A 12,200-nucleotide genomic window follows, 5' to 3' on the forward strand; every position below is an offset into this window, starting at 1 on the left:
CTGCCCTCAGTCCGCAAGGATTTTCTCGACCCAGGTGTTGCGGGTCCGGATCATGGACCGGCCCACGCTGGTGTGCGGGGCGAAAATGTCGCACGCGTGAAAGGCGCCGGACCATACGTGCAACTCGGCATCGCCACCGGCTTGCCAGATCCTGTTGGCATAGCCGATCGCCTCGTCCCGGAAGATCTCGGCCGCACCGACGTCGATGAAGGCCGGCGGCAATCCGCGCAGATTCTGCGCGCGGGCCGGGGCTGCATACGGCGAGACAAGGTCGGTGCCCCGCTGCTCACCCAGCAGGGCGGTCCAGCCGGTTTCGTTGCTGATCCGGTCCCACACACCGATACCGTCGAACTGCTCGATCGAAGCGGTCGTGCACCGGTCGTCGAGCATCGGATAGTCGAGCACCTGCCCACACAACCGGGGACCACCGCGGTCCCGCGCAGCCAGCGCGAGACCGGCTGCCAGTCCGCCACCGGAGCTGGCACCTGCGACCAGGATCCGGTCCGCCCGCACGTCCAGATCGGTGACATGCGCAGCCAACCACTCCAGGGCGGCATACATGTCCTCACGCGGGTAGGGGTCGGGATACTCAGGGGCCAAACGATACTCGACCGTGACAAGAACCGCCCCCAGTTCGGTCACCCAGTCCAGCACCAGGTCCAGGCCGCTGAACATGTCTCCGAACATCAATCCTCCGGAGTGCGCGTACAGCACCGCAGGACGGGGCCCGCTGAAGTCCCGGGAACGAAGCACCGCAGCGTTGACGGCAGCGCCATCACCCCCGGGGAAGGTCACGTCGTTCACCGCGATCCGTCGGCGGTCGAATTCCTCGTCCATCGGAGGGGACGCATAGGACGTACGCATGAACTCGATCAGGTCCGCAGTGATGGTCGGAGGGAACATACCGCCTACCACAGCCAATCCCGCCTTGAGTTCGGCATCGAATGGTGGACGGGGCACGGCTCGGGCCATCGTCACCTCCTCGAAGACTCGCATCGAGGATACGGCGGCCGCTCGACCGAGGGACCCNCGTCGTCGACTCAGCCCGCGAAGTCATCCACACCACGGTGAACAGCGGTGCCGTGCCCGGAGTAGTAGCGGGCATGACGAACGACCAGGAAACCCTGTTCATCGAGTCCGCTGGGGTACGGTCTGTCGACAACGATCAACCGATGACCGATGACACCGTCTTCAGCATCTTCTCGACCACCAAAGCCCTCACCGGCACCGTGGCGCTGCAACTCGTGGAATCCGGTGATCTCGACCTGGATTCCCCGGCCGAGGAGTACGCGCCCGCGATCGGCGAACTCCAGGTCATCGAGGGCTTCGACTCGAACGGCGAGCCGATGCTGCGAGCACCGAAGACCGACATCACGACCCGCCAACTACTGCTGCACACCGCCGGCTTCGGATACGACTTCTTCAACGAGACGTACAACCGCCTCGCCGAGAACCACGGTCAGCCCAGCATCGTCACCGCCACCAAGGACGCGCTCGAGACACCGCTGCTGTTCGATCCCGGCACCCAGTGGGAGTACGGCTCGAATATCGACTGGGCAGGCCAGGTGATCGAAGGCATCGTCGGCACCCGCCTTGGCGAGGCGCTGAAGACACGAGTCCTCGACCCCCTCGGCATGACATCGACGTCCTTCACTCCGTCCGACGACATGCGCGCGCGTCTGGCGACCATGCACCAGCGCACCGACGACGGACTCCAGGCCACCGATTTCGTCATCCCCACCCCGCCCGAGGTCGACATGGGTGGGCACGGACTGTTCTCCACCGTCGGTGACTACCTCGCCTTCATCCGGATGTGGCTCAACGACGGCGAGGCAGACGACGGCACCGTCATCCTCCGCCCCGACACCGTCGAGTGGGCGACCAGAAACGACCTCGGCGACCTGACCGTGAAGATGCTTCCGGGTGTCATCAGGTCTCTGTCGAACGACGCCGAGTTCTTCCCTGGCCAGCGCAAGGGCTGGTGCTACACGTTCATGACCAACGAAACCGAAGCACCCACGGGCCGTCCCGCAGGCTCTCTCGCCTGGGCAGGCCTGGCCAACCTCTACTACTGGATCGACCGGCACAACAAGATCGGAGGCTACTGGGCGACGCAGATCTTCCCGTTCGCCGACCCCAGCTCGCTCGGTGGTTACCTCGACATGGAGACCGCCGTCTACCGAGCCCTTTCCTGACCCCGGTTCCATCCCGGGCCGCGGCACCGGACATCGACCTCGATCCGTTGACCGCTCGCGTAACCGGCGCGCTCGCCGAACAGCCACACGACGACATCAACGAGATCGGGTGAAATCCCCACCCGACGCACGGACACCACACCGCTGCGGGTGTCGAAACACCCGCAGCGGTGTGGTGTTGCCACGCTGTTCGAGGTCTGGGTGCAACAGGTCGAGCGCGAACACCGTCGTCTCCCACGGGCTTGCCGCGAGGGCCGCACCTTCCGACAGTCACCGCTACCGCACGCAAGGCCATAGGACGACTCTCGGATCACGCATTCTGCGCGATCACACGTGGATGCCGAACGTGTCGATCTTGCGGTAGAGAGACGACCTTGCGATCCCCAGCAATTTCGCGGCGGCGACACGATTGCCACCGCTGTCCCGTAGCGCAGCCACTATGGCATCGCGCTCGACTCTTTCCATTGCCGTCATCGTCCGGCGAGGCGCGGAGCTGAGCGCTGGAGGCAGATCAGCTACTGCGATCGTTCCCGCGGGCTTGGCGCGAAGTACGTGATTGAGAGTGCCGACCAGTTCACGGACGTTGCCGGGCCAGTGGTACTTCTTCAGGGTTCGCATCGTGTCGTCGCTGAAAGCGGTTTCGCGGTGAGGTGCAAGGTGCATTCGGATGATGTCCGGGATGTCATCGGGGTGATGACGCAATGCGAGGACCTCGACGGTGGCGATGAAATGCTCGGCGAGAGCAGAATCCTGAAGTGCTTCCCCATCAGTGGATGTGGTCGCGACGATCCACCGAGCGGGGTACCGGTGCTGGTCGGCGGATATGAGGTCGGCAAAGAGCTCATCGGTGCTCGCGTCGAGTCGGTCGATGCGACGAAGGACGATCGTGGTCGCCGCGGAGTCGAGCGCAGTGCGCAATTCCTCGTGAGCGGACTTTTCAGCAGAGCAATCCACGACGACAATCGGGGCCTGCGGATTCTTGTACAGGTGCATGCCCCGAACGAGAGTGAGTTTGCCGCTTCCTGGTTCACCTTTGAGGATCACGTTGGCATCTGTCGCGGCGAGGGACGTCAACTCCCCTCGACACCGGTTCCATTGGAGCGAAGACCCCGCCACCCCCGGAAACACGGGAACCGTGCGCCGGGGTTGCATGATCTTCGTGGGACACGATGTCGCCTCGACTTCGAAGACGATGCCGGCGATGTCGCCGCCATGTTCGACGAGAGTGCGCTTGACGGTGATGCTACCTCCGGACGGAAGGCGCAGGTCGAACTGGGCAACTCGTGACGGATCGAGCATCGACTGTGCTTCCTCGCGGAGAAAAGCCTCGTCGATCGGGTCGAGAAGGCGCGAGCCGATCTCGTTCGACATGAAAACACCGCAACTGAGTGAGTACACCGCCGTCTGCCGGCGCCGACAGGCGACGAGGAACTCGCCGAGCACGAGTTGTTGCTTGATCGATCCCGTGGCGCGAAGAGCCGACTCGATATCACGAGCCGCTCCAAGGGCGAGCTGGCGCATCAACGGGTTCGATGTGTGGGTCAAGCCTGTGATGTCGATCAGTCCTTCGACACGGCCGGTGGTGGGGTTGTGAATGGGCGCGCCGGCACAGGTGAAATACTGGATCGATTCGTGATAGTGCTGAGCGCCGTCGACGTAGACGGCCATCCCGGTCTCGAGGGCTGTGCCCACTCCATTGGTACCGACGAGCTCTTCGGCGTAGGTGAACCCGGGAGCGAAGTACACCTTGTCCAGCTTCGCGGCGAGGACGGGATCATTGTCCCGCCGGACCAGCACACGCGCATGCTCGTCACTCAACGCGACACTGAGGGACATGTCGGACAGGTCGTCATGGAGCCGATCGAGGATCGGCAGGGCGCATCGCACCAGTCGTCGGCGAAGATCGAGGTCTTCGACGTACTGCAGCTGTGGAAGGTGCGAGCCGTCCGGGATGACACCCGCCTGACGTGAGCGTCGCCATGACTGTGCGATGAGGGGTGAGACGTCCTCGGAGGGGGAACCGGCGAGGTCATGGAGATGCCGGGCGGTGGTCACGCGGCGCCGGCGGTTATCACTGTCCATCACATTTCCTTGCAGGTCGCAGTACTGCCATCCCCCTCAATGTGCCGCACATCACATTCTATGAATGTCCCAGAATAGGACATCGATCTGCCGTCTCCAACGGCAGTAGCGGGGCGGGTACGGCCACCCCGCCGGCCGGAGATCGGCACTCGCGGTCCGCACCGCGCCTACTCCTCGGACCACCGACTGCCGCGATCCGGGGTGCACACCACCATCAGGAGACTGACGTCAGGTCGTCGACGGCGACCGGATCACCGGGCTCGGCTTCACCCCCCAGGGGAAGCCGAGCCCGTTCCATCACCTGCCCCGCCCTACGCATAGAGGTCGACATCGCCGGCAACCGCGCAAGAATCTCGATGTTCTCTGCCGCCACGACCGCCGGCGGGCACACTCACTACCGTCCCGCCCACGTGAACCGTTGTCGTGGCGGCACCGCTTCAGACCTCGATCGCGAGAAGATCCGCAAGGTGGCGGTCGATCTGCGGCATGTAGGTCGGAGCGACAGCGAACAGGCCCAAATGCCCGAGCACATCTTCGACCACGCGCAGTTCACTGCCCTTGATCAGTTCCTGCTCGGCAGCACAGTCGCGGACCGGGAACAACTGGTCTTCGTCGATGGGAATCACGAAGGTCTTGGCGGTGATCCGTCCGAGTGCAGCGGCCAGGTCTCCCCCGGTATGCCGAGAGACGTCGCCGCGTTGCCAGGCCCAGGATTGAGTGAGGAGTGCGTTGGGATCCATCGCCGTGAAGTAGGGCTCGAGGAATCCGGTCAGGAACGCGTCCAGGGATTCGAACTCCATTGCTCGCCATACTTCTTGCTTCCAGAACTCGGTCGAGAATCCGAGCACTCCCCAGATGTGAGCCTGCCTGGTGAGGCCGTCGACGACCTGCGTATGCGAGGTGTATTCGCCGCCGTTCCAGCCCGGATCCGACAGGATCGCTTCGCGCATGATCTCCGCGATCAAGAAATCACCGGGAGTGTTGCGTGCCGTACCGGCAATCGGTGCGGCGCGCAGAACCTTGTCGGGGAACCTCACTGCCCATTCGTAGGTCTGTTGAGCTCCCATGGAGCCTCCCGTCACCAACGCGAGGCGTTCGATACCGAAATGCTCCCGGAGCAGCCGCTCCTGGGCCACGACATTGTCCCCGATCCGAACACGAGGGAAGTTCGACATGGCGATCTCTGCGTTGACGCCGGTGGCGTTGTGGGGAGACGTCGACAGACCGTTGCCGATCTGATCCACGCAGACGATGAAATACTTGCTCGGGTCGAGAGCATGGTCAGGACCGATGTATGCGTCGCGCCAGATCTGGTGGGTCCCCGAGTACCAGGTGGGGATGAGGATTGCGTTGTCCTTGGCTTCGTTCAGCGTTCCGAACGTTGCCACTGCGAGCCGGCAGTCCGGGATCGAGCCACCCTCCTCGAGGTCGAGGGCTCCGATGCCGATCAGGTCGTAATCACCGTGGAAGTCGTGCGTGTAGTACGGGTTGTCGATCATCGAGATCGTCCTCCTGAGCTATGAGAAAGCGGTAGCAGCGCGTGCTCACCCGATGACATGTGCGTACGCCGCCGTGAGACGAGCAGTGGTCGACCGCAGGGGTCGGATATCCGAGAAGGTCAGCTCAGCTGGAATCCCTTGTAGCCGGCCGCGGCGGCCGCGAGAGTGAGTTCTCGATAGGTGCCGACCCCGCCGGTGTAGGACAGCACGCGACGAGGTTTTCCGGGAACGTTCGCGCCGTTGTACCAGGAATTGGTCTTCGAGATCAGCGTGGCATTCGCGGTTTCGTCGTGGTGGGCGACCCATTCGCCCTCACCCTCGACGGTCGGTTCGATGACGGTGTACCCGTGCTCACGCATGTGCCGGATGCATTCGGTGATCCATTCGGTCTGTTGCTGCAGACAGGTGGTCATGTTGCACAGAGCCGCGGAGGGGGCGAGTGGGGCACCGGTGGTCAGCATGTTGGGATAGCCGTGCACCATCAGGCCCATCGTCGTGCGGATGTCACGCGACCAGTCGCTCGTGAGCGATCGGTCCTCACGTCCACGGATGTCGATTCGTGTCAGCGCGCCGGATCCCGCATCGAATCCCGTGGCCAGGATGATGACGTCGACTTCGTGCAGCGTGCCGTCGTCCAACAGGATCCCTTCCGGGACGATTCGGCTGATCGGATTGGTGCGCACCCCCACTGCTTCGACATTCGGACGGTGGTAGACCTCGAGATAATTGGTTTCCAGCGGTACCCGGTGTGTACCGAAGCCGTAGTCGGTCGGAATCAACAGTTCACACAGCTTCGGATCCTTCAGTCGCGCACGCATCTTCTCTCGCACGAACTCGGACACCTGCTCACTGACCTCTTCATCGGAGAACACCTCCGCGAAAGAAGCGAGCCAGAGCTTGAGTGAACCGTTGTCATAGATCTCTTCGAGCCTTTTCCGCCGTTGCTCGGGAGTCAGGTCGACCCATGCATGCTCGAAGTCGTACTCGAAGCCACTGAACGTATGCGGCAACGTCGCGCGAAGTTCCTCGAAGCGCTCCTTGTACGCGGCAACATCCCGGTCGTCGTAGGACGGATTCTTCATCGGCAGGGCGTACTGCGGTGTACGGATGAACACCTTCAGATGTTCGACCTTGTCGGCGATGGTCTGGATGACCTGGATTCCGGTGGCGCCGACACCGATCACTGCAACTTTCTTGCCCGCGACATCGGCGCCCTCCTTCGGCCATCGAGAGGTGTGGAAGATCGGGCCGGCGAAGCTTTCCTGACCCTCGAACACCGACGACATCGGTGCCGACAGCATGCCGGCGCAGGTGATCAGGAACTGGGTGGCAATCGTGTCCCCGCGATCGGTGCGCACGATCCATCGCTTCGAGTCCTCGACGTAATGCGCACTGGTGATCGTCGTCGAGAATTGGATGTCGCGACGCAGATCGAGACTGTCGGTCACATAATGCAACCACTGCTCGATCTCGGGTTGGCCGGGGAAACGCTGACTCCAGCTCCAGTTCTTGTACAGCTCATCGGAAAACAGGTACTGGTAGATGTAGGCCTCCGAATCGAATCGAGCACCCGGATAACGATTCCAGTACCAGGTGCCGCCGACGTCGGAGGCGGTATCGAAGGCGCGCACCCGCAGCCCCAGCTCGCGAAGCTGATGCAGCTGATACAGGCCGGCGACTCCCGCACCGATGATCAACGCGTCCAGCTCGAGTGACACCTCGGTATCAGCAAGTCCGACCGCAGAGGAAGAGTGAGGCGACATGTCCTAGCCTTTCTGTAGTTCAGGTCACGTGGAAGCCATCATCGTGATGTGCGCCTCACTCAGCTGTCCCATCTTCGGACACTTCCCGGCTTCGCAGACACGGATATCACCGAGTCCGGCGCCTCTCGCACCGCCAGCACCCCAGCAGAACCGATCTACAACTCGGGGGATGTTTTCGACGACGCGGTGGGCAACCTTCGGCACAGAGGCCTGCAATATATCCGGAATATACTGTTACGCAATGATTTCTACCACCAGTCCAGTTCCGGACCCATCTTGCCGCATGCTCGACACCGCCGCGATCGCGATCTCGATTCGGGTCGCTGTCGCACCGATATGAGCACACAGTCGGCGATCCGACACATTCCGGCCTTCCAACCGCGACCGTTGGCTGCCACAGAATCCGAACTCTGTTCTGGTAGCTGCAATTCGAATTGACATCGACTGATCCCTTGCGGCCGGGATCCGCCACGAAGACGGGACGAATCACAGCCTCCCGACGACCCGAACGAAGGGGACATTCGACGAAACATGGACACCAGACCGACCGGGCCTGTTCAAAATACGCATGATCTTGCAGAAAACGAATAATCTGCACGAGCACCGCCTGATCTTCTCGTCGGCGATCTTCTGCTGACGAGGAGAGCCGACGGGGCACGACACTTCCGGCGCAGGGGGCCGGAGTCGTCGATTGCCCCGTCGGCGGTCAGGCGACCGGCCGCGTCACCGGTCGCGATCGAACTCAACGCGATGACGGAAGGAAACGAGCGGGAATCCGACACCGACGGACAGCGTGGCGTCCGCCACCGCCACGGCCGGCGTCCGCCGAAGGAGAGGCCAATCGTTTTTGCTACGGCCTCAGCCTTAGTCCGTACATGGACGCAGACTCGTCCATACATCGTGCAGCCGACGAACTCGACCTTTGACTGCCTGAGGGAGATCGGGCGTACAGCCCTTCACGGTGCGCCGCGTCGAGTCGGCAACCATTCAGCGAAGGAACCGCCGCGACCGAGGAGGCGAGGCTGTCCGGGTCGCTCCGTTGTCTTGGTCTGGTTTGAAACATAAGTCGCGTTAGGTACGCTGCTGTCGCTGCTCGGGGGGCCGAGATCGCAGTCCTGCCCGGACGGTTCGGCACGCGACCGCCGGCGCAGGTGCTCGAGCGTGCCTTGGTAAGGAACACTGATGTCACACGAAATGCACCATTTCGATCTGGGACTGTGGGTGCTCTTTCTCGCCTACGGCACCTCGATCGCCGGGTCCTTCGTCGGCCTGTCCTGCGCTCGCCGAGCCGCTACCACCCCCCTCGGTCCGACGCGCTGGCGCTGGTTGGTGATGGCAGCCCTGTCCATCGGCGGTGTCGGGATCTGGATGACCCACTTCATCGCCATGATGGGCTTCGCGGTGCCCGGCACCATCATCCGCTACGACCCGATGCTGACGATCCTCTCGGCGGTCATCGCTATCGGCGCGACCCTGTTCGGGCTGTGGCTGGTCGATCTACGGGCCTTGGCCGGGCGTCCGATCCTGGACAGGTCGGCGTTACTGATCGGCGGCGCCGTGATGGGCGTCGCGGTGAGCCTGATGCACTACTGCGGCATGGCCGCTATCCGCATTCGCGGCGAACTGTCCCACGACCCGGTACTCGTCGCCGCCTCGGTGGCTATCGGGATCGGGGCGTCCATCGCCGCGTTGTGGTTGGTACGAACGGCATTCATTCGAGCCACCCGTCTGCTCGGCGCGCTGGTGATGGGTTGTGCAGTGGCGGCATTGCACTACACCGGCATGGCTGGAGTTCACGCGTCCTTGGACCCGACGGCCACCATGCCGGAGGGCGCGACGCTCCTCGATTTGATGCTTCCGGCATACATTTTCGGCACGATCATACTGGCCGCGCCGCTCGTCGCATTGGTGCTCGCTCGCCAGAGTGCCGACACCGAGGTCGACGAAGCGATCGCCACGTGGAGCGCGGAGATCAATGATGTTGTCCCCTACCCCGGTGGCCGGGGGCAGGAGGCCACAGCTGAACTCGACACTGGTCGGGACGTTCCGCGTCGACCTGCCGATCCCCTTCGCAAGGGTGATGTGCAGGTAGTGCCACACGAACGAGTGCGGTAACCACCTCTCTGGTGAAGGACCCACCGTTCGGCGGGTCCTTCACCAGACCCCGGCGCACGAGTGTTTGTTGAGGGCAGGGGCATTCGCCGGTCTGGATGCTGCCACCGGTGATCAGTGTGCGATGTACTTGGTGGCGAGATACTCGTCGATACCTTCGACCGATCCTTCGCGGCCGAAGCCGGACTCCTTCACCCCTCCGAAGGGTGCGGCCGCGTCGGCGATGATGCCTCGGTTGATTCCGACCATGCCGGTCTCGAGTGCGTTGGCGACTCGGGACGCTCGGTCGAGATTCTGGGTGTAGAAGTACGCAGCGAGGCCGTATTCGGTGTTGTTCGCCGCCGCGATCGCTTCGTCCTCCGTATCGAAGGTGGTGATCGCGGCTACCGGGCCGAAAATCTCCTCACGCAGCAGCCGCGCGTCGGGACTCACGCCATCGAGAACGGTCGGGGAATAGAACGTTCCCGGCCCGTCAGGACGGCCACCGCCGATGCGGATACGTGCACCCTTCGCGACGGCGTCTTCGACCAGAGCATCGACGGTGGCGCACTGCTTCGCGGTGATCAGCGGTCCGATATCGGTTCCTGCGTCGAGACCGTGTCCGGTGCGCAAGGCACCGATGCGTGCGGTGAACTTCTCGCTGAACTCTTCTGCGACGCTACGTGCGACGTGGAATCGGTTGGCTGCTGTACATGCTTGGCCGCCGTTGCGGAATTTTGCAGCCATCGCGCCGTCGACCGCTGCATCGACATCAGCGTCATCGAACACGAGGAAGGGGGCATTGCCTCCGAGTTCCATCGACATCCGCAGGAGCCGATCCGCCGATTGACGAACCAGCAGCTTGCCGACACCGGTGGATCCGGTGAACGTGATCTTGCGCAGATCAGCACTGTCGATCAGTGGTGCGGTCAGCGCTGCAGCATCGGAGGTCGGCAGAATCGACAGCACACCCTCGGGCAGACCCGCATCGGCGAAAATCTGACCGACGAGCAGCATCGCCAAAGGCGTTTCGGCCGCTGGTTTGACGATGATCGAACATCCGGCCGCCAGTGCTGGACCGATCTTGCGCGTGGCCATGGCCAACGGAAAGTTCCAGGGGGTGATGGCCAGTACCGGCCCGACCGGTTCTCTGGTGACGACGATGGTGCCGGTTCCCGAGGGGGACGGCGAGACTCGCCCGCTGATTCGGTTCGCTTCCTCGGCAAACCAGTGCAGGAATGATGCGCCGTATTCGATCTCCGCATACGCCTCGTGGAGCGGTTTACCCATCTCGAGAGTGATGGTGCGCGCGAGGTCGTCTGCCCGCTGGTGGATGAGTTCGAATGCGGTGCGCAGTATTTCGGCACGTCGACGCGAGGGAGTCCGCGCCCAGTCCCCCTGCACAGCAGTGGCGTGTTCGAGAGCTCGGCGTCCATCCTCGGGCGCGGCATCGGCGACATGCGCAATCACGGCACCGGTCGCGGGGTCCTCTACGGGGAACGTGGTGCCGGTAGACGAATCGACGAGTTCTCCACCGACCCAGAGTTGGGTGGGGACGCCCGCGGGGAGAGTGTGGGTCATAGCTCCTGCCGAGTGTGTGAAGGTTCATCGCCACGCCCGACCAGTCGGCACCCGAACCGGGAGCCGAGGCCGATGCAGGTCGCTCGGGTGTAGCCACGCGCGTTCGGTGGCCACACCCGAGCGGGCGAGCGGGTACTAGCTGGTGGTGATGGACTTGCGTGCCTTGTCCTGGAGGGTTTCGAGTGCCCGGATGAGGTATCCACGGAAGACAGTGTGGTTTTCGCTCATCGGGAAGTGGCCGATCTCCTTCATCTCGATGAACTCGGCGTTCGGGATCTGCGCCGCGGTCCGGGCGCTGTCCTCGGGGGTGGTGAGGTAGTCGTAGTCACCGGTCAGCATCACAACCGGGCACCGGTCACCGTCGATGTCCGCGAGCTTTCCGCGCAGGTCGTGATCGACCGAGTAGAAGTGCAGGTCACCGCGGAAGGACTCGGAACCCTGGCTGTAGTAGAACCAGGTCTTCCAGCGATCCGCCTCCGGCGACTGAGGTGCCATCAGGTCCCACACGCCGCTCGCGCAGACCTGTGCCGCGTTGGCGTGGGGGTGCTGCCACCAGTCGAGGTAGAAGCCCGGCGAATAGTCCGCACCCTCGACAGGGATGACGCCGGCGAAGCGGTCAGGGTGCCGAAGCGCAAGCTGCAGGGCGATGTTCCCACCGAACGAGGATCCCATGAAGATCGGGTTCTCCAGTTCGAGCGCGTCGCACAACGCCACGATGAAATTGGCGAAGTGGTCCGCGGAAAGCTGGTACTCCTCGGTCCACCATTCGGTGTTCTCCGGCGGATCGGACTTGCCGTGCCGCGGCAGGTCGTAGGCGATGACACGGTAGTTGGCGGTGATCTCCTCGTCTTCGAGCAGACCGCGCCACTGGTGGTTGTGGCAGCCGGCGGTGTGCTGGCACACCAGCGGCTGGCCGGTGCCGTTCTCGAGGTAGAAGACCTTAGGGCATTCCCCCCGGAGTGTGGACATCCTGAACACTGGGCCATGAA

Annotated in this window: 7 protein-coding genes and 1 pseudogene; 2 read left to right on the forward strand and 6 right to left on the reverse strand. The window is 63.2% G+C overall.

Going from position 1 to position 12,200, the window contains the following annotated elements; all coding sequences use genetic code 11:
• Positions 1–6: 6 nt before the first annotated feature.
• Positions 7–903, reverse strand: coding sequence for an alpha/beta hydrolase fold domain-containing protein (locus QR64_RS07080; RefSeq protein ID WP_039584680.1), 897 nt, complete (start codon positions 901–903; stop codon positions 7–9).
• A gap of 127 nt (positions 904–1,030) precedes the next feature.
• On the opposite strand from QR64_RS07080, the pseudogene QR64_RS07085 reads away from it, so the two are divergent.
• A pseudogene (locus QR64_RS07085) lies at positions 1,031–2,195 on the forward strand (serine hydrolase domain-containing protein); the annotation flags it as partial.
• 327 nt (positions 2,196–2,522) lie between these two features.
• Here QR64_RS07085 and QR64_RS07090 read toward each other — a convergent pair.
• The 3 genes from QR64_RS07090 to QR64_RS07100 all read right to left on the reverse strand — a co-directional run bounded on the left by QR64_RS07090 (position 2,523) and on the right by QR64_RS07100 (position 7,494).
• Positions 2,523–4,031, reverse strand: coding sequence for a sigma-54-dependent Fis family transcriptional regulator (locus tag QR64_RS07090; RefSeq protein WP_228044734.1), 1,509 nt, complete (start codon positions 4,029–4,031; stop codon positions 2,523–2,525).
• A 683-nt stretch (positions 4,032–4,714) separates the two neighbouring features.
• On the reverse strand, positions 4,715–5,776 hold the full coding sequence (locus tag QR64_RS07095; RefSeq protein ID WP_024102233.1) for an alpha/beta fold hydrolase: 1,062 nt from the start codon (positions 5,774–5,776) through the stop codon (positions 4,715–4,717).
• A gap of 119 nt (positions 5,777–5,895) precedes the next feature.
• Positions 5,896–7,494 (reverse strand): flavin-containing monooxygenase, encoded by a 1,599-nt coding sequence (locus QR64_RS07100; RefSeq protein WP_019288300.1) that lies wholly within the window; start codon positions 7,492–7,494, stop codon positions 5,896–5,898.
• A gap of 1,239 nt (positions 7,495–8,733) precedes the next feature.
• Here QR64_RS07100 and QR64_RS07105 point away from each other — a divergent pair.
• Positions 8,734–9,654 (forward strand): MHYT domain-containing protein, encoded by a 921-nt coding sequence (locus QR64_RS07105; protein ID WP_039584681.1) that lies wholly within the window; start codon positions 8,734–8,736, stop codon positions 9,652–9,654.
• A gap of 111 nt (positions 9,655–9,765) precedes the next feature.
• On the opposite strand, the gene QR64_RS07110 is transcribed toward QR64_RS07105, so the two are convergent.
• Both QR64_RS07110 and QR64_RS07115 read right to left on the reverse strand, forming a co-directional pair.
• On the reverse strand, positions 9,766–11,211 hold the full coding sequence (locus QR64_RS07110) for an NAD-dependent succinate-semialdehyde dehydrogenase (protein ID WP_039584682.1): 1,446 nt from the start codon (positions 11,209–11,211) through the stop codon (positions 9,766–9,768).
• Between the two features lie 135 nt (positions 11,212–11,346).
• Complete coding sequence (locus tag QR64_RS07115) at positions 11,347–12,180, reverse strand: alpha/beta fold hydrolase (RefSeq protein ID WP_052227226.1); 834 nt, start codon at positions 12,178–12,180, stop codon at positions 11,347–11,349.
• Between the last annotated feature and the right edge of the window lie 20 nt (positions 12,181–12,200).

Source organism: Rhodococcus sp. Chr-9 (genome assembly GCF_000801125.1).
GTDB classification, from domain to species: Bacteria; Actinomycetota; Actinomycetes; order Mycobacteriales; family Mycobacteriaceae; genus Rhodococcus; species Rhodococcus pyridinivorans.

Bases quoted from the DNA above. Each gene is read 5' to 3' on its own strand.
- QR64_RS07105 (WP_039584681.1), top strand. From the start codon at position 8,734: ATGCACCATTTCGATCTGGGACTGTGGGTGCTCTTTCTCGCCTACGGC.
- QR64_RS07090 (WP_228044734.1), bottom strand. From the start codon at position 4,031: ATGTCCCTCAGTGTCGCGTTGAGTGACGAGCATGCGCGTGTGCTGGTC.
- QR64_RS07080 (WP_039584680.1), bottom strand. From the start codon at position 903: ATGTTCCCTCCGACCATCACTGCGGACCTGATCGAGTTCATGCGTACG.
- QR64_RS07095 (WP_024102233.1), bottom strand. From the start codon at position 5,776: ATGATCGACAACCCGTACTACACGCACGACTTCCACGGTGATTACGAC.
- QR64_RS07115 (WP_052227226.1), bottom strand. From the start codon at position 12,180: ATGTCCACACTCCGGGGGGAATGCCCTAAGGTCTTCTACCTCGAGAAC.
- QR64_RS07110 (WP_039584682.1), bottom strand. From the start codon at position 11,211: ATGACCCACACTCTCCCCGCGGGCGTCCCCACCCAACTCTGGGTCGGT.